This is a genomic window from Sphingopyxis sp. GW247-27LB (assembly GCF_002277025.1).
Taxonomy (GTDB): domain Bacteria; phylum Pseudomonadota; class Alphaproteobacteria; order Sphingomonadales; family Sphingomonadaceae; genus Sphingopyxis.
The window spans coordinates 208,353-223,916 of sequence record NZ_NIWD01000007.1; the positions used below are offsets into that span (position 1 = coordinate 208,353).

General features: G+C 65.5%; 14 protein-coding genes. 10 read left to right on the forward strand and 4 right to left on the reverse strand.

The window, feature by feature from the left end; genetic code table 11:
* The first annotated feature begins 1 nt into the window (after position 1).
* Together CD928_RS07450 and CD928_RS07455 are read left to right on the forward strand one after the other, a co-directional pair.
* Positions 2 to 1,330 carry a replication-associated recombination protein A gene (locus CD928_RS07450; protein WP_095386478.1) on the forward strand — a complete coding sequence of 443 codons (1,329 nt, stop codon included), beginning with the start codon at positions 2 to 4 and terminating at the stop codon, positions 1,328 to 1,330.
* Positions 1,330 to 1,680: an MmcQ/YjbR family DNA-binding protein gene (locus CD928_RS07455; protein WP_095386479.1), complete on the forward strand. Its 351-nt coding sequence runs from the start codon at positions 1,330 to 1,332 to the stop codon at positions 1,678 to 1,680. The genes CD928_RS07450 and CD928_RS07455 overlap by 1 nt, the downstream gene beginning before the upstream one ends.
* On the opposite strand, the gene CD928_RS07460 is transcribed toward CD928_RS07455, so the two are convergent.
* The gene (locus tag CD928_RS07460; protein ID WP_095386480.1) at positions 1,677 to 2,087 is read right to left on the reverse strand and encodes a GFA family protein; all 411 of its coding nucleotides are present in this window, start codon (positions 2,085 to 2,087) and stop codon (positions 1,677 to 1,679) included. The genes CD928_RS07455 and CD928_RS07460 overlap by 4 nt on opposite strands.
* A 133-nt stretch (positions 2,088 to 2,220) precedes the next feature.
* Between CD928_RS07460 and CD928_RS07465 the strand changes: the two genes are divergently transcribed.
* From CD928_RS07465 to CD928_RS07490, 6 genes are all read left to right on the forward strand, one after another.
* Positions 2,221 to 3,945 (forward strand): hypothetical protein, encoded by a 1,725-nt coding sequence (locus CD928_RS07465; RefSeq protein ID WP_095386481.1) that lies wholly within the window; start codon positions 2,221 to 2,223, stop codon positions 3,943 to 3,945.
* Positions 3,946 to 4,044: 99 nt separating this feature from the next.
* Positions 4,045 to 5,268, forward strand: coding sequence for a glycosyltransferase family 2 protein (locus tag CD928_RS07470; protein ID WP_095386482.1), 1,224 nt, complete (start codon positions 4,045 to 4,047; stop codon positions 5,266 to 5,268).
* Entirely contained in the window at positions 5,265 to 5,972 is a 708-nt protein-coding gene (locus tag CD928_RS07475; protein ID WP_176473497.1) for a class I SAM-dependent methyltransferase, read from the forward strand. Before CD928_RS07470 ends, CD928_RS07475 begins: the two co-directional genes overlap by 4 nt.
* Positions 5,969 to 6,358 (forward strand): GtrA family protein, encoded by a 390-nt coding sequence (locus tag CD928_RS07480; protein ID WP_095386483.1) that lies wholly within the window; start codon positions 5,969 to 5,971, stop codon positions 6,356 to 6,358. Before CD928_RS07475 ends, CD928_RS07480 begins: the two co-directional genes overlap by 4 nt.
* Positions 6,355 to 7,101, forward strand: a complete 747-nt coding sequence (locus tag CD928_RS07485; RefSeq protein ID WP_217983739.1) for a TylF/MycF/NovP-related O-methyltransferase — start codon at positions 6,355 to 6,357, stop codon at positions 7,099 to 7,101. The genes CD928_RS07480 and CD928_RS07485 overlap by 4 nt, the downstream gene beginning before the upstream one ends.
* A 19-nt stretch (positions 7,102 to 7,120) precedes the next feature.
* On the forward strand, positions 7,121 to 8,239 hold the full coding sequence (locus tag CD928_RS07490; RefSeq protein WP_176473498.1) for a glycosyltransferase family 4 protein: 1,119 nt from the start codon (positions 7,121 to 7,123) through the stop codon (positions 8,237 to 8,239).
* A 27-nt stretch (positions 8,240 to 8,266) separates the two neighbouring features.
* Here CD928_RS07490 and ptsP read toward each other — a convergent pair whose 3' ends face one another.
* The 3 genes from ptsP to CD928_RS07505 all read right to left on the reverse strand — a co-directional run bounded on the left by ptsP (position 8,267) and on the right by CD928_RS07505 (position 12,487).
* Positions 8,267 to 10,564, reverse strand: coding sequence for a phosphoenolpyruvate--protein phosphotransferase (gene ptsP / locus CD928_RS07495; protein WP_095386524.1), 2,298 nt, complete (start codon positions 10,562 to 10,564; stop codon positions 8,267 to 8,269).
* A gap of 85 nt (positions 10,565 to 10,649) precedes the next feature.
* Positions 10,650 to 11,444 carry a hypothetical protein gene (locus CD928_RS07500; RefSeq protein WP_255247076.1) on the reverse strand — a complete coding sequence of 265 codons (795 nt, stop codon included), beginning with the start codon at positions 11,442 to 11,444 and terminating at the stop codon, positions 10,650 to 10,652.
* A 32-nt stretch (positions 11,445 to 11,476) separates the two neighbouring features.
* Positions 11,477 to 12,487 (reverse strand): nitronate monooxygenase family protein, encoded by a 1,011-nt coding sequence (locus CD928_RS07505; protein ID WP_176473501.1) that lies wholly within the window; start codon positions 12,485 to 12,487, stop codon positions 11,477 to 11,479.
* Between the two features lie 189 nt (positions 12,488 to 12,676).
* Here CD928_RS07505 and CD928_RS07510 point away from each other — a divergent pair, with 189 nt between their 5' ends.
* Both CD928_RS07510 and CD928_RS07515 read left to right on the forward strand, forming a co-directional pair.
* The gene (locus CD928_RS07510; RefSeq protein WP_095386486.1) at positions 12,677 to 12,844 is read left to right on the forward strand and encodes a YezD family protein; all 168 of its coding nucleotides are present in this window, start codon (positions 12,677 to 12,679) and stop codon (positions 12,842 to 12,844) included.
* Between the two features lie 90 nt (positions 12,845 to 12,934).
* Positions 12,935 to 15,361, forward strand: a complete 2,427-nt coding sequence (locus CD928_RS07515) for a TonB-dependent receptor (protein WP_095386487.1) — start codon at positions 12,935 to 12,937, stop codon at positions 15,359 to 15,361.
* The last annotated feature ends 203 nt before the right edge of the window (positions 15,362 to 15,564 follow it).

Genomic DNA, 15,564 nt, shown 5'->3' on the forward strand with positions numbered 1-15,564 from the left:
CATGGCCGCGGACCTGTTCGGCGACGACGCGCCGGCGCCTTCCGGCAGCGGTGCGGCAGGACCGGTGCCGCTCGCCGAGCGACTGCGCCCGAAGAGCCTCGACGAGGTGGTCGGTCAAGAGCATCTGACCGGCCCCGACGGCGCGATCGGTCGCATGGTCGCGGCGGGACAGCTGTCGTCGATCATCCTCTGGGGGCCGCCCGGAACCGGCAAGACGACGATCGCGCGCCTGCTTGCCGAGGCAGTGGGGATGCGCTTCGCGCCGCTGTCGGCGGTCTTCTCGGGCGTCGCCGACCTCAAGAAGGCCTTTGCCGATGCCGAGAAGATGGCGGCGGCGGGCAAGCGCACGCTGCTTTTCGTCGACGAGATTCACCGCTTCAATCGCGCCCAGCAGGACGGCTTCCTGCCCTTCGTCGAGCGCGGCACGGTGGTGCTCGTCGGCGCGACCACCGAAAACCCGAGCTTCGCGCTGAACGCCGCGCTCTTGAGCCGCGCGCAGGTGCTCGTACTGCACCGGCTGGACGAGGCCGCGCTCGCAACGCTGGTCGAGCGCGCCGAGCTCGAGGTCGGGCGGCCGCTGCCGGTGACGGACGAGGCACGCACCGCGCTGATCACCAGCGCCGACGGCGACGGCCGCTTCCTGCTCAACCAGGTCGAGACACTGTTCGCGGCCGCGATCGACGCGCCGCTCGACCCCGCCGAGCTCGCGCAATTCCTGCACCGCCGGATGCCGGTCTATGACAAGGATCGCGACGGCCACTACAATCTCATCTCGGCGTTGCACAAGGCGATGCGCGGCTCGGACCCGCAGGCCTCGCTCTACTGGCTCGCGCGGATGCTCGTCGCGGGCGAGGAGCCGCTCTACGTGCTTCGCCGCATCACCCGTTTCGCGAGCGAGGATATCGGGCTCGCCGACCCGCAGGCGCTCGTCCAATGCATCGCCGCGAAGGACGCCTATCAGTTCCTCGGATCGCCCGAAGGCGAACTCGCGATCGTGCAGGCGTGCCTCTATTGCGCGACGGCGCCCAAGTCGAACGCGGCCTATGCGGCGCAGAAGGCGGCATGGGCGGCGGCGCGCGACACGGGCAGCCTGGCGCCGCCCGCGAACATCCTCAACGCGCCGACGAAGCTGATGAAGGATCTCGGCTACGGCGCGGGCTACAGCTACGACCATGATGCGCCCGAAGGCTTTTCGGGCGACAATTACTGGCCCGACGAAATGGATCCGGCGACCTTCTATCATCCCGTCGACCGCGGCTTCGAAAAGCGTATCGCCGAGCGGCTCGCCTGGTGGGATGCGCGGCGGCAAGGGCGCGGGGAGGGGGGCTAATGCCGCGTTTCGACAGCTGGGACGACGTCATCGCCTTCGCCTGCGCGCTGCCCGACGTCGAAATGGCGCCCTTCTATGGAACGCCCTGCCCGAAGGTGAATGGCAAGGCCTTCGTCTCGCCGGGGCGCGAGGCGGACAGCTTCCACGTCATGGCGCCGCACGAGGAGAAGGAGATGCTCCTCGAAACCGATCCCGGCATCTTCTGGCAGACGCCGCACTACGAAGGTTGGCCGGGTCTGCTCGTGCGCTATGGTGCGCCCGATGCCGACCGGGTCGCCGACGTCGTCCGCCGCGCTTGGTGGGACCGCGCGAAAAAGGCGCAGCGCGCCGCCTTCGGCCCGCGCCCCTAGCCCGGATAGCGTTCGAAGCTCGGCATCTGGTCGAGCCTTTCCATCCAGCCGATACGCTCGGCGGTCTGGATCTGCACCTGCGCCGGGATCAGGTCGGGGTCGTCGAGCGTCGCGGTCTGGACATCGATCTGGCCGGGGAAGACCTGTTCGTTAGTGTAGAAGAGCCCGGTTCCGCAGTCGCCGCAGAAATGGCGGCGGCCATGTTCGGACGAAGCGTAGATCTTCGGCGTTCCGCTCACGTCGAGCGCATCCCGGGCGACCATGCCCCAGCCGACCAGTGGTGCGCCCGCGTGACGGCGGCAGTCCTGGCAATGGCAGAGCGCGTGATGTTCGACCGCGGTCGGCATCGAATAGCGGATGGCGCCGCAATGGCATCTGCCGGCGGCGCGGGTGGGCGTGTCGGTCATGGGTGTCTCCTCGGGAATCGAAGGGGGAACATATCATAAACATGGGTCAAGCCAAACCCCCGATCGAAGGCTCAGGGTTAACGGGAAATTAGGCAGGTTCTGGCAAAGCCTGCCGCGGCAATGGCGAGGCGAGATGGCGATTTCGTATAATCCAGTGGCGCCCGGCGCCGATGGCCTCCTGTGGGTGGCCCGACCGGCCATGGCGCTCATGGCGGCCGCGGCGCTGCTCGTCGCGCTGTGTGGCGGCAGCGCCAATCTTTCGCTTTTCTATCTGGCGCGTCAGGATCTGTGGCTGCTGGCGGCTGCGATATTGTCGCTGCTGTTCTGCATCCGGCGCCTCGGTTCCGCTGGCCATCTGCCGGCGATGCCGCGGCATCGCGCGCTACTGCTCGGCGCGGGGCTCGCGTTGGCCGCCTATGCCGGCCACTATCTGATCCTGTCGGGATATGATCTCAGCCGCGACGAACAGATGGCGAACTTCGACGCCGCGATCTTCGCGCGCGGCGAGCTGGTCGCGCCGCTGGCCGGAATCTGGCGCGACCATGCCGATGCGCTCAACACGATGTTCATGTATCCGACCGGGCAAAGCGCGGCCTGGGTTTCGGCCTATCTTCCGCTCAACGCCGTCCTGCGTGCGCTGTTCGCGCTGGCGGGCGACGCGGCGCTGACCGGGCCGGCGATGACCGGGCTTGGCGCGCTGGCGCTGTGGGGATGCGCGCGCCGTATCTGGCCGGACCATCGCGAAGCTCCGACCGTCGCGGTCCTGCTCTATCTCGGGTCGGGGCAGGTGCTGTTCAACGGCATGACGGCCTATGCGATGCCGGCGCACCTCGCGCTCAATCTGTGCTGGCTCTGGTTCTTTCTGCGCCGAACGATATGGGCCGACGTCGCGGCGCTGAGCGTGGGCTTCGTTGCGGTCGGATTGCATCAGCCGATCATGCACCCGATGTTCGCCGCGCCGATCCTGTTCCTGCTGGTGCTGGAACGCGATTGGCGGCGCGCTGCCTTCTATCTTGTCGGATATGCCGCGATCGGGGCGTTCTGGGCGTGGTGGCCGGGCTTCATCTGGACGCTGGTGGAGGCCAGTCCGCTCGCTCCGCGCGCCGATGGCGTCGATTTCTGGACCCGGCTGCTGCTCGCCATCGAAAAGAGCGATACCCTTCGCTTCGCGAATATGGGGGCCAATCTGCTCCGTTTCGCCGCATGGCAGCATCTGCTTCTGCTGCCGCTGCTGCTGCTCGGGCTGCGGGCTGTTCGGCGCGACCGCTTGGCGGCGGCGCTCGCGGGCGGCATCGGACTGACGCTGGCGGTGATGGCGGTGATCCTGCCCTATCAGGGGCATGGGTTCGGCTATCGCTATCTGCACGGACTGATCGGGAACGCGATCCTGCTCGCGGTTTTCGGCTGGGTCGCCCTCGGCGAACGCCTCGCACCGTGGCGGCCGCTGCTGATGCGCAGCACCATCGCCGGACTTCTCGTCCTGCTTCCGATCCAGGCGTGGATGGCGCACGGCTTCTACGCCCCTTTTGCCAAGGCCTCGGCGCGGATCGACGCCAGCAATGCCGATTATGTGGTGGTTGGCGGGAGCGACGCCCCCTTTGCTGCCGATCTCGTGATCAATCCGCCCTTTCTCGAAAGACGCCCGATACGCCTGCTGCGCGAGGAGATAGACCCCGCGCTGATAGGCTCTCTTTGTACCTCTTCCGTGCGGGTCGGGGTGGTCGATGCGAAAGTGCTAGGGCCGATCGCCGCCTATTTCGATGTGCCGGCATCCGCCGGGACGACCGCCCCGCGCGTGCTCGCCGGTGAATGGCGGCGTGCTGGCTGTTCCGTCTCGGCCGTGCGGGAAGCGCCATGATCGCCGCGGGGCCGAAAACCATGCTTCAAAAGCCAGATTTATCGAGTTGTTAACCACAAGTTCCTAAACCCGGTTCGAACGGATTAGTGGGGAGCCTCCATGTATCAGCAGCGGGCCGAAGTGCTGGCATTCGAACAAGCACAAGCGCTGAAGCTGGGCGTCACTATCGTCATGCCCTGCCTCAATGAAACGATCAGTCTGCCGCATTGCATCGCAAACGCGCGGGATGCGTTGCGGATGATCGAGGACCATTTCGGCCTCTCGGGAGAGATTGTCATTGCCGACAATGGGTCGACCGATGGCAGCCAGGCGCTCGCCGAATCGCTGGGCGCGCGTGTCGTGCCCGTCGCGCGGCGCGGCTATGGCGCGGCGCTGATCGGGGGCTGCCGGGCGGCCTATGGCGACTATATTCTGATGGGCGACTGCGACGGCAGCTATGATTTCACCGAAGGCGTGGCGATGGTCGGCAAGCTGATAGACGGCCACGATCTGTGCATGGGCTCGCGCTTCGACGGCGGAATCGCACCCGGCGCCATGCCGTGGAAGAACCGCTATATCGGCAATCCGGCGCTGACCGGCATCCTCAATCTTTTCTTCCGGTCGGGGATCAACGATGCGCATTGCGGGCTGCGCGCGATCAGTCGCGAGGCGTTCGACCAACTCGGCCTCGCGGGCGAAGGCATGGAATTCGCCAGCGAAATGGTCATCAAGGCCTCGCTGAGGCGGCTGAAAATAACGCAGCTTCCCGCGACCCTGTCGGTCGATCTGCGCGACCGCGCTCCGCATCTGCGCCCGTGGCGCGATGGCTGGCGACATCTCCGCTACCTGTTGATGCTGAGCCCGACTTGGGTGTTCGGTGTGCCGGCGATGCTGGCGATCGGTGTCGGTGCGCTGATTTTCCTGCTAGCCTTTGCACGCCTCGCCGGGCTGTCCACCATTCCCGACTGGTTTGGTCCCGGATGGGCGCTTGTCGCGACAACTCTGGTCGGTATCGGTCATATGGCGCTCATTATCGCGCTCGCCTCGCATCTCTATGGTGTGCGTTCGGGTTATCGCCGGACCCGTCCGCTATTGCGGCGCATGTCGAGGTGGCTCACGCTCGAAACGATGCTGATCGCTGGCCTCGCCACGGCAGCTATGGGCCTCATGGGCTGCATCGCGGTCGGCAGCTACTGGTCGGCTAACGATTTTGTCGGACTGCCCTCGCTGCTTCCGCTCGCTCTCGCATGCGCGACGCTTGCCGTTGGGCTCCAGACCGCCTTTGGTGGCTTCCTGATGGCGATTATCGGTGGGCATGTTGCCGATTTCGGCGCGAACACATGACCAGCCATGTTGAAGCAACCCGCCGGTTGCGCCCACATATCTTCGATACCGACTGGATGATGCTTCGCGGATTGACCCGCGCCATTACAAGCCATCTTTCGGAGCGATTGAACCGCGGTCAGCGCTTGCTCGACTTTGGTTGCGGGGTGATGCCCTATCGCGCCCTGGTTGAAGAACGGGGTGCCATCTATCTCGGTGCGGATTTTGGCGGCAACGCGATGGTGTCGATCATGCCGGATGGATCGCTGGATGCCGTTGCGGATGCCAGCGTCGATATTGTGCTGTCGGTCCAGGTGCTCGAGCATGTCCGCGATCTCGACCGCTATTTTGCCGAAATCGATCGCGTCCTCAAACCCGATGGCACGCTGTTGTTGTCGACGCACGGCACCTGGCTCTTTCACCCGCACCCCGAGGATCACCGCCGTTGGACTCGCACGGGCCTCGCGCATGATATCGAAACACGCGGATTTCGGGTCGAGGCAGTCGAATCGATCGTGGGCCCGCTGGCGACCACCACGATGATCCGGCTGACCGGTTTCGCATTCTTCCTGCGCCGCATTCCTGTCGTCGGCAGCGCCGCCGCCGGGTTATTGGCGGTCGTCATGAACGCGCGTGGATGGATCGAGGACAGGCTGACGCCGTGTGGCATCCGCGATGACAATGGCTGTGTCTATCTGACCCTTTGCAGGAAAGCGGGGCGATGACGCGCACGGGGGAAGCTATCCGTTACAGCGTCGTTTCAGGCATCTGCTTTGTGCTCGGCTTGACGCTCATCCCCGCATTTGCATCCTATGGTCTGCATTACGCCATAGCGACGATATTCGCCTTTGTAATCGTCGTGCTGGTCGGCTTTCTGTTGCATTGCTATTGGACCTTCAGCGTCGAACGCAGCATGGCCGCCTTCTCACGCTATCTGGGCGCGATGCTGGTCAACTTGCCCCTGACCATATTGCTCATCGGGGCCGGACACGACGGGTTCGGGCTCACGGTGCCGACGGCTACGGTGGTGGCCTCGGCGCTCCTGTTCCTCTGGAACTACATTGCCGTGAAATGGGCGGTGCGTCGCGTGCCGACGGGAGACATGTCATGAGTTTTCGCGACAGGCTGAGCCGAATGTACGACCGCGTCGCAAACAGTGCGCCGGTAGTCGACCGCCGGCTCGCCGATATCGATGCTGAGACCCGCGCCATCTTTCGCGCGGTATCCGATTTCACGATGACTTCGCCCGAGCGTATCGCCGCCGTCTGCGACGCGGTACGCTATGTGACGCGCGCAAAGATCGCCGGAGCCTATGTGGAGTGCGGTGTATGGCGCGGTGGCAGCAGCATGGCAGCGGCGCGGGGCTTGATGGAAGCCGGCGACCGGACCCGCGACCTTTATCTTTTCGACACCTTTGAAGGCATGTCGGAACCGTCGCGACATGATCGTCGCGCCGAGGACGATACGTCTGCCTTGGTGCTTCTGGATCGGGCCAGCGCCACCGATAAAATCTGGTGCCGCGCCTCGCTCGAAGATGTGAAGGCGAATATGGCGTCGACCGGTTACCCGGCCGAAAAGGTGCATCTGTGCAGAGGCAAAGTGGAAGATACGCTGCCGGGGCAAGCTCCCGACGAAATCGCCATCCTAAGGCTCGATACCGATTGGTATGAATCGACCCGCCACGAACTCGAGCATTTATATCCGCGCCTGGCAGTAGGCGGCGTACTGATCATCGACGACTACGGCTATTGGGCCGGCGCGCGAAAGGCGGTCGATGATTATTTCGTCGATCGACCGCTCCTGCTCAACCGTATCGATCAGACGGGACGCATGGCGGTCAAAACCCAGGCATGACGGAGGGGGCCGGAATGCCGTGAAGATCTTGATCGTCAGCCCCTATTTCGAAGAGCAGGGCGGTGGTGTCGAGCGCGTTGCCGCACGCAGCGGTGAGGCATTGGCTGCGGCAGGACACGTCTGCCGCTGGGCGGCTGCCGTGGCGGGCCCGGTGGGCGGCCTCCCTCGTCCCGAACATATTCCGCTTGCGGCATGGGACGGACTGAGCCGGATAACGGGCGCGCCGCTGCCCTTTCTGTTTCCCACGGCGTTCCGGCGGCTAGGCCGGGCAGTTCGCGAAGCCGACGCGGTGATTATCCATGATGCGCTCTACCTTTCGTCCATCGCAACCATGATCTTTGCACGGGCTATCGGCCGTCCCGTCGTGCTGGTTCAGCATATCGGTCTTGTCACCTATCGCAATCCGCTGCTCCGCACAGCAATGCGGATCGCCAACCGGTTGGTCGCGCGACCGATGCTGCGCGCTGCGCGCCGCGCCATCTTCATTAGCGCCGCGGTGCGCGATCAGTTCGGTGATGTTGCCTGGCGCGAACCACCCCTCCTGCTATTCAACGGGCTGGAGGCCGAGCGTTTCGGCCTGCCGTGCGCAAGCCGTCGCGCGCGCATCCGGGGTGAATTGGGTATAACGGACAAGCAATCTGTGTTGCTGTTTGTCGGTCGCTTTGTTGAGAAGAAAGGCTTGTCTGTGCTGCGCAGGCTGGCGGCGTCGTTGCCCAATCATCATGTCCTGCTGGCTGGAGCCGGACCGATCGAACCCCGGGCGTGGCAATTGGCGAATATCGATTGCATCGGGCCGGTCGACCGCGATCGCCTCGCCGACCTCTACGCCGCAGCGGACGCGTTGGTGCTGCCGAGTCACGGTGAAGGTTATCCTCTCGTGGTGCAGGAAGCGTTGGCGTGCGGCCTGACGGTCTTCGCGGGCCTCGACAGTGCGCGAGCGGATCCGGGTGCCGCAAAGTTCATTCACGGCATCGAAGTCACGCCCGACAATTCCAAGGTCACGGCCGATCGCTTCGCGGCGGCTATTCGAAGGTCATCGCTCGAGCGCAATGCCGCCGCATCCGCCCATGCGCTCGCGACATATAGTTGGTCGACTATGGCGCGCTCTATCGCTTGCGAGCTTGAGGAGCGACCGTAGTTCCGATTCGAGCGGAAGGGGTGTCGCTCAATTCCCCAGATCAACCCCATATTGCTCCGCCCACGCCTGATATTGTCCGCGCGGGTTCGCGGCGGGGCGGGCGAGGATGGCGGGCATATCCTGGCGCAATGCGCCGAGGTCGAGCGAACGGATCATCGCCTTGACCGGGCCGACCCCGGCGGGGGTGATCGAGAGCCGGTCGATGCCGAGGCCGAGCAGCGCCATCGCTTCCAGCGGACGTCCCGCCATTTCGCCGCATACGCCGAGGGTGACTTTGCTGCCCGACATCAACTTCACGACGCGCGCGAGATAGCGCATCACCGTCGGCGATAGCCAGTCATAGCGTTCGGCGAGCCGCGGATGGGCGCGGTCGGCGGCGAACAGGAACTGCGTGAGGTCGTTGGTCCCGATCGACAGGAAGTCGAGGTGCGGCAGCATCAGGTCGAGCGTTTCGACGAGCCCCGGAACCTCGAGCATCGCGCCGTAACGGATCGCGGCCGGCAACTTCTTGCCGCGGCTCGCGAGCCACGCGCGCTGGCCGACGAACAGGGCGCGCGCCGCCTCATATTCCCAGGGCTCGGACACCATCGGGAACATCACGTTCAGCGTGCGCCCCGCGGCCGCCTCCATGAGTGCGCGCGCCTGCACCTTCAAAAGCCCTTCGCGTTCGAGCGCGAGGCGCAGCGCGCGCCAGCCCATCGCGGGATTTTCCTCCTGCGCGCTTTCCTCCATGTTCATATAGGGCAGCGCCTTGTCGCCGCCGATATCGACCGTGCGAAAGATGACCGGCCGGTCGCCCGCCGCGTCGAGCACGTCGCGATAGAGGCGCTGCTGGCGCTCGCGCTGGGGGAGCGTCGCCGATACGAGGAACTGGAATTCGGTGCGGAACAGCCCGATACCGCGGGCGCCGGTCAGGTCGAGCGCGGCGACATCTTCGCGAAGACCCGCGTTGATCATCAGGTCGATCGGCACGCCGTCCTTGGTGACCGCGGGCAGGTCGCGCAGCGCGGCGAGGTTCGCGCGGCGCTTCTGCGAAATTTCGAGCTTCGCGTCGAACGCGTCGAGCATCGCTGTGGTCGGCCGCACCTGGACCGTGCCGGCGGCGGCGTCGAGCAGCAGCAGGTCGCCTTCGCGGATCGAAGTGCGTACGTCGCGGACGCGGCCGAGGACCGGCACCCCCATCGCGCGTGCGACGATGATGACGTGCGCGGTGAGCGATCCTTCCTCGAGCACGACGCCCTTCAATCGGCGGCGATCATATTCGAGCAGTTCGGCGGGGCCGAGGTTGCGGGCGATCAGGATCGAATCCTGCCGCAGGCCCATTTGCGCCGCGGTGCCCATCTGGCCCGATACGATGCGGATCAGCCGGTTCGACAGATCCTCCAAGTCGTGCATGCGGTCGCGCAGCAGCGGGTCGTCGATCTGGCGCATCCGCATTCGGGTGCGCTGCTGAACGCGCTCGATCGCCGCTTCGGCGGTCAGGCCGCTGTCGATCGCCTCGTTGATGCGCCGCGACCAGCCCTCGTCATAGGCGAACATCTTGTAGGTTTCGAGCACCTCCTCATGTTCGCCGCCGATGCCGAATTCGGCCTGGCTCGCCATGCGGTCGATCTGCTCGCGCATCTTGTCGAACGCGGCGTAGACGCGGTGGCGCTCGGCCTCGATATCGTCGGCGACGGTGTGCTCGATGGTGATCCGCGGCTGGTGGAACACCGCGATGCCCTGGCCCATGCCGTCGACGAGCTTCTGTCCGGTCAGCCGCTGCGCCGACTGGTCGGCGGCCGCGGCGTCGATCCGTGCGGTAGTGTCGACGAGATCGGCATTGGCGATCAATTCGGAGAGCACCATCGCCACTGTCTGCAGCGTCTCGATCTCGATCTCTTCGTAGCGCCGCGGGTCGCTGTGCTGGACGCAGAGCACGCCCACGGCCTGCTCGCGCCGGATGATCGGCACCCCGGCGAAGCTGTGGAACAGTTCCTCGCCCGTTTCGGGGCGATAGGAAAAGTCGGGATGCGCGGCCGCCTCGTCGAGGTTCAGCGTTTCGATCTGCTCGGCGATCGTGCCGACCAGCCCTTCGCCCAGCGCGAGGCGGGTAACGTGCACGGCTTCCTGCTTGAGGCCGCGGGTCGCATAGAGTTCGAGCGAGCCGTCGCGCAGCAGGTAGATCGAGCAGACTTCGCTGTCGAGGCATTCGCCGATGATGCCGACGACCTGGTTGAGCTTGCTCTGCGCGTTGGTGCGCGCCGCCATCACCTCGTGCAGCCGGGTCAGGATGTTGCGGGCTGACTGGGCGGCGGTCGAGGGCGGGAGGGGGGCATTGGTCATCTTGACGACTGCTAACAGATGCTTTGGCCCAGCGCCATCGCCCGCCGCGATATTCGGCACTCTATCCGGAAAAGGGGCGGGCGCGTCAGCCTGCGGGTGCCGCCGGTCCCGCCGCGGTCGTCGTCGCGGCAGCCGGATCGACGGGGCCGACCGGCGAGGGGCCGATCGGCGCGGCGGGGGCTGCCGGCACTGGCGTCGCGGTAGCGGGCGTGCCGAACAGGGGCGTGGTCACCGGCGGCGGCGCGTATTTGGCGTCCCAGGCTGCGGCGTCCGACTGATATTTGGCATAGGCCTCATAGAAATCGAGGAAGGGCTGGTCGAGCCGCGCGAGTTGAGCCGGTGCCTGATCGACTACCTGTGCGGTCGGCGTGGTCGAGACGAGCTGTGCCACCTCGTTGGCGCGCGCGCAGAATTCACGCTGTGCGGGCGGCTGGGCGAAATAGTTGAACAGCTGGGTCGACAGCTTGTCGCGCGCCGCGGTGCCGTTGGTGCCGTTTTCCTTGCCAAGATCCTTGATCACGGTCTTCTCGGTCGAGCGGATCGTCTTGACGTGGGTCTTGATGATATTGTTGTAGGCGGCGACCAGCGTCGCTTCCTCGAGCCCGCGGCAGCCGATCGCGGCGACGTTCAGCGCGATCTTGAGCTGCCAGAAGGCGCGGTCGCCGGTAATATTGCTGTTCGCGGTCACGAAGCGGCCGTCGAGCCCGCGCATCGGCAGGATCTGGGTCGCCGACGCCTGGCCCGGGGGGATCGGGCGCGGCGGCACGATGATGACGACGGGCTCGGGGGGCGGGGGCGGCGGCGGCGGTGGAGGCTTGGGCGCGCAGGCAGCAACGCTCGCCAACAATCCCACAGCAATGATTTTACGCGACAAATTCATCATATTCTCCCCAGCCGCAGCAACATGCGGCGTCAACCCCGAGTGTGCAAGGCGGTTTCGGCTTGTTGCACCAAAGCCGCGATGATGTCGGCGACCCTCTCTTCCTGCGTTACCATACCGACAGATTGCCCTGCCATTAACGATCCGCCCTCGACGTCGCCGTCGATCACCGCGCGGCGCAGCGCGCCGGCCCAATAATGCTCGATCTGGAGCTGCGCCTCCGCCATGTCGACATCGCCCGCGTCGAGCAGGTTCGCGACTTCGCGCTGCTTGGCGGTAAAGGCCTCGGTGCCGTTGTTCTTGAGCGCGCGCACCGGGATGACGGGCAGGCGCGGGTCGATCTGCACGCTGGCGATCGCGTCGCGCGCGGAAGCGCGGATGAACGCTTTCTTGAACGCGGGATGCGCGATGCTTTCGGTCGCGCAGACGAAGCGGGTGCCGAGCTGGACCCCCGACGCGCCCATTTCGAGGTAACCCGCGATCGCCTCGCCGCGGCCGATGCCGCCGGCGACGAAGATCGGCAGTTCGGACGCGAGTTCGGGCAGGATTTCCTGCGCGAGAACGCTCGTCGACACCGGGCCGATATGCCCGCCCGCCTCCATGCCCTCGATGACCAGCGCATCGACGCCCGAGCGCATCAATTTCTTCGCGAGCGCGAGCGTCGGCGCGAAGCAGATGACCTTGGCGCCCGACGCCTTGATCGCCTCGAGGCTCCCCTTGGGCGGCAGGCCGCCGGCGAGCACGACATGGCCGACGCCGTGCTTCGCGCACACCTCGATCAGCTCGAAGAGCTGCGGGTGCATGGTGATCAGGTTGACGCCGAAGTTGCGCGTCGCGAGCGCCTTGGTCGCCGCGATTTCGGCATCGAGAAGCTCGGGCGTCATCGCGCCGCAGGCGATGACGCCGAAGCCGCCGGCGTTGCTGATCGCGCTGACCAGATGGCGTTCCGAGACCCAGCTCATCGCGCCGCAAAGAATGGCGTAATCGCTGCCGAGAAGCTCGGTTCCGCGCGCCATCAGATCGTTAATTTTGCTCATCATCAGCGCCTTTGCCAGCACATGCGCGCGGGCGCAATGGATTGCCGCCGCGGCGGGCGCGCCGATGGACGAAAAGCGATCCGCTCGGTTCGGCGCGCCAATTCGTCCTTTGAGCGCAGAAAGCAAAACAATCATTGTCAACTAAAACAGTTGGCATATGCTCCGGCGGCGAATCCACCAACGAAAGGAAGCCGTATGCCCACCAACGACCAGACCGCGAGTGCGCGCGAAGCCGTGCCGCGCGCGATCCAGACGGTGCTCGACGCGCTCGACAAGCTGCGCTTCGGCGCCATCCAGCTCACCGTTCATGAAGGGAAACTGGTGCAGGTCGATGTGACCGAGCGCCACCGCTACCCGAACTGACCAGGGCCTCCCGACGGGGGCACGTCCCCCCAATACTGCCGCAGACCGGACCACCGGATGTGGCAATTTTCTTTGCAACAGGAAATTGCCATGACTGCCAAATATCCTTCCGCGCGCCGCCGCATAACGGCCGCATCCCTGACATTGCCGCTGATCCTCGCCTTCGCCGCCCAGTCCGCGGCGGCCGACGAAACGAGCGCCGACACGGCCGCGACCACCGCCGACGCCCCGGAACAGGTCGAGGGCGGCAGCTACGGCGGCGACATCGTGGTCACCGCGCGCCGCCGCGCCGAAACCGCGCAGGACGTGCCGATCGCCATCTCGGTGGTCGCGGGCGACCAGATCGACAACACCGGCAGCTTCAATGTCGGGCGGCTCCAGCAGCTTGCGCCGACGCTGCAATTCTATTCGTCCAACCCGCGCAACTCGGCGGTCAACATCCGCGGCATCGGGGCGCCCTTCGGCCTGACCAACGACGGCATCGAACAGGGGGTCGGCATCTATGTCGACGACGTCTATTACGCGCGCGTCGCCTCCGCGACCTTCGACTTCCTCGACGTCGCGCAGATCGAGGTGCTGCGCGGGCCGCAAGGCACGCTCTATGGCAAGAACACCACCGCCGGGGCGATCAACATCACGACCAACCAGCCGACCTTCGATTTCGAGGGCAAGGCCGAGCTCAGCATCGGCAATCTCAATTTCAAGCAGGCGAAGGCCGCCATCTCGGGCCCGCTGACGAGCAATCTGGCGGCGCGGATCGCGGTCTCGGCGACCAGCCGCCGCGGCACGCTCTATAATGTGACGACCGACCGCTGGGTCCAGAGTCAGGACAATATCGGCCTGCGCGGCCAATTGCTGTGGCGGCCGACCGACAATCTCGACGTCACGCTGACCGGCGACTGGAACAAGCAGGACGCGGTGTGCTGCGGATCGGTCTTCGTCCGCACCGGCGAGACGCAGCGCCCGCTGAACCGTCAGTTCGCGGCGCTCGCGGCGGCGCAGGGCTATGTCGTGCCGAGCACCAATCCCTATGACCGGCTGACCGACCTCGACGCCAATCTCAATGCCGGCAACGAGATCGGCGGGGTCGCGCTGCGGGTGAAGTGGGACGTGGGGCCAGGAACGCTGACCTCGGTCACCGCGTGGCGCTATTGGGACTGGCAGCCCGAGAACGACCGCGACTTCACCGGCCTGCCGATCGTCACCAAGTCGCAGAACCCGTCGCAGCAGAACCAGTATACGCAGGAGCTGCGCTATAATTATTCGGGCGAGCGTTTCGATTTCGTGGTGGGCGGTTTCGCCTTCCACCAGCGGATCGACACGCAGGGGACCGAGCAGCATGGGCCGGCGTCGAGCCGCTGGACGATCAACCCGTCGAATCCGCTGTCGAACGACCCCTCGGTGCTCGACGGGCTGACCGCGATCAACACCCAATATCTGAAGAACACCAGCCTCGCGCTGTTCGGGCAATTGAGCTGGAAGCTGTCCGACAGCTTCACGATCCAGCCCGGCGTGCGGCTGAACTATGACAAGAAGAACGGCTATTATCAGCGGCTCGTCTATGCCGGCGACGGTTCGGCGGTGACCGCCGACCTGACCGATCCGGTGTCGGTCGCGCGGCTCGCGGTTTTCAGCCCGCAGGAATATGCACCCTCGTTCAGCGACTGGAACTTCAGCTACGACCTGACCGCGACCTGGAAGGCGGCGCCCGACATCCTGCTTTACGCGACCTATGCGAAGACGTTCAAATCGGGCGGCATCAACCAGAATGGCGTGCCGAACGGCGCCGACGGCAGTCCGCTGCTCGCCGCCGCGACGATCAAGCCCGAGTCCGTCCAGCATTATGAAGCGGGGGCGAAGGCCGAATTCTGGGACCGGCGCGGCACCTTCAACCTGTCGATCTTCCGCACCGACATCAAAAATTATCAGGCCAATGTGAACAACGGCCAATTCGGCGTGCTGCGCGGCTATCTCGCCAACGCCGGCAAGGTGCGGACGCAGGGGGTCGAGGCGGATTTCTCGATCCGGCCGAGCGAGCGGTTCCGCGCCTATGCCAACGGCGCCTATACCGACGCCAAATATGTCCGCTTCGTCGACGCGCCGTGCCCGCCCGAGCTGTCGGGCGGCAGCAGCAGCCCGGCGAATTGCGACATTTCGGGGCAGCGCCTGCCCGGAGTGTCGAAATGGGCCCTTTCCTATGGCGCGGAGATCAATGCCCCGGCCAAATTGCTCGGGCAGGACGGGCAGGTCTATCTGGGCTATGACGGCAGCTACCGGTCGAACTTTTCATCGAATGCGTCGGCGTCGGCCTATACGTGGATCGACGGCTATTCGCTGTCGAACTTCCGCGCGGGCTTTCGGACCGAGGCGGGGCTCGACGTCTATGCGTGGGTCCGCAACGCCTTTGACCAGAAATATCTCGAGCAATTGTTCATGGGGCCGGGGAACACCGGCCTGATCACCGGCCTCCCGGGCGATCCGCGCACCTGGGGCGGGACGATCAAGGCGCGCTTCTAAGGGGCATAAAATGAGGCAATTATGTATTTTAGAAACCCGCTTGCGCCGGCTTCCGGCCGGTAGCGGCCATAGATCCTCCCTGCGGCGCAGCCGTGGGGAGGGGGACCGCCGAAGGCGGTGGAGGGGCCGCGAGCGCCAGCGAGCGCTTCGCGCTCGGCCCCTCCGTCAGCCGCTTTGCGGCTGCCACCTCCCCATCGCTGCGC

What these genes read in the sequence shown, in the direction of transcription:
- CD928_RS07455 (WP_095386479.1), top strand. Translation starts at nt 1,330, where the DNA reads ATGCCGCGTTTCGACAGCTGGGACGACGTCATCGCCTTCGCCTGCGCG.
- CD928_RS07450 (WP_095386478.1), top strand. Translation starts at nt 2, where the DNA reads ATGGCCGCGGACCTGTTCGGCGACGACGCGCCGGCGCCTTCCGGCAGC.
- CD928_RS07510 (WP_095386486.1), top strand. Translation starts at nt 12,677, where the DNA reads ATGCCCACCAACGACCAGACCGCGAGTGCGCGCGAAGCCGTGCCGCGC.
- CD928_RS07500 (WP_255247076.1), bottom strand. Translation starts at nt 11,444, where the DNA reads ATGAATTTGTCGCGTAAAATCATTGCTGTGGGATTGTTGGCGAGCGTT.
- CD928_RS07515 (WP_095386487.1), top strand. Translation starts at nt 12,935, where the DNA reads ATGACTGCCAAATATCCTTCCGCGCGCCGCCGCATAACGGCCGCATCC.
- CD928_RS07460 (WP_095386480.1), bottom strand. Translation starts at nt 2,087, where the DNA reads ATGACCGACACGCCCACCCGCGCCGCCGGCAGATGCCATTGCGGCGCC.
- CD928_RS07475 (WP_176473497.1), top strand. Translation starts at nt 5,265, where the DNA reads ATGACCAGCCATGTTGAAGCAACCCGCCGGTTGCGCCCACATATCTTC.
- CD928_RS07480 (WP_095386483.1), top strand. Translation starts at nt 5,969, where the DNA reads ATGACGCGCACGGGGGAAGCTATCCGTTACAGCGTCGTTTCAGGCATC.
- CD928_RS07465 (WP_095386481.1), top strand. Translation starts at nt 2,221, where the DNA reads ATGGCGATTTCGTATAATCCAGTGGCGCCCGGCGCCGATGGCCTCCTG.
- CD928_RS07470 (WP_095386482.1), top strand. Translation starts at nt 4,045, where the DNA reads ATGTATCAGCAGCGGGCCGAAGTGCTGGCATTCGAACAAGCACAAGCG.
- ptsP (WP_095386524.1), bottom strand. Translation starts at nt 10,564, where the DNA reads ATGACCAATGCCCCCCTCCCGCCCTCGACCGCCGCCCAGTCAGCCCGC.
- CD928_RS07485 (WP_217983739.1), top strand. Translation starts at nt 6,355, where the DNA reads ATGAGTTTTCGCGACAGGCTGAGCCGAATGTACGACCGCGTCGCAAAC.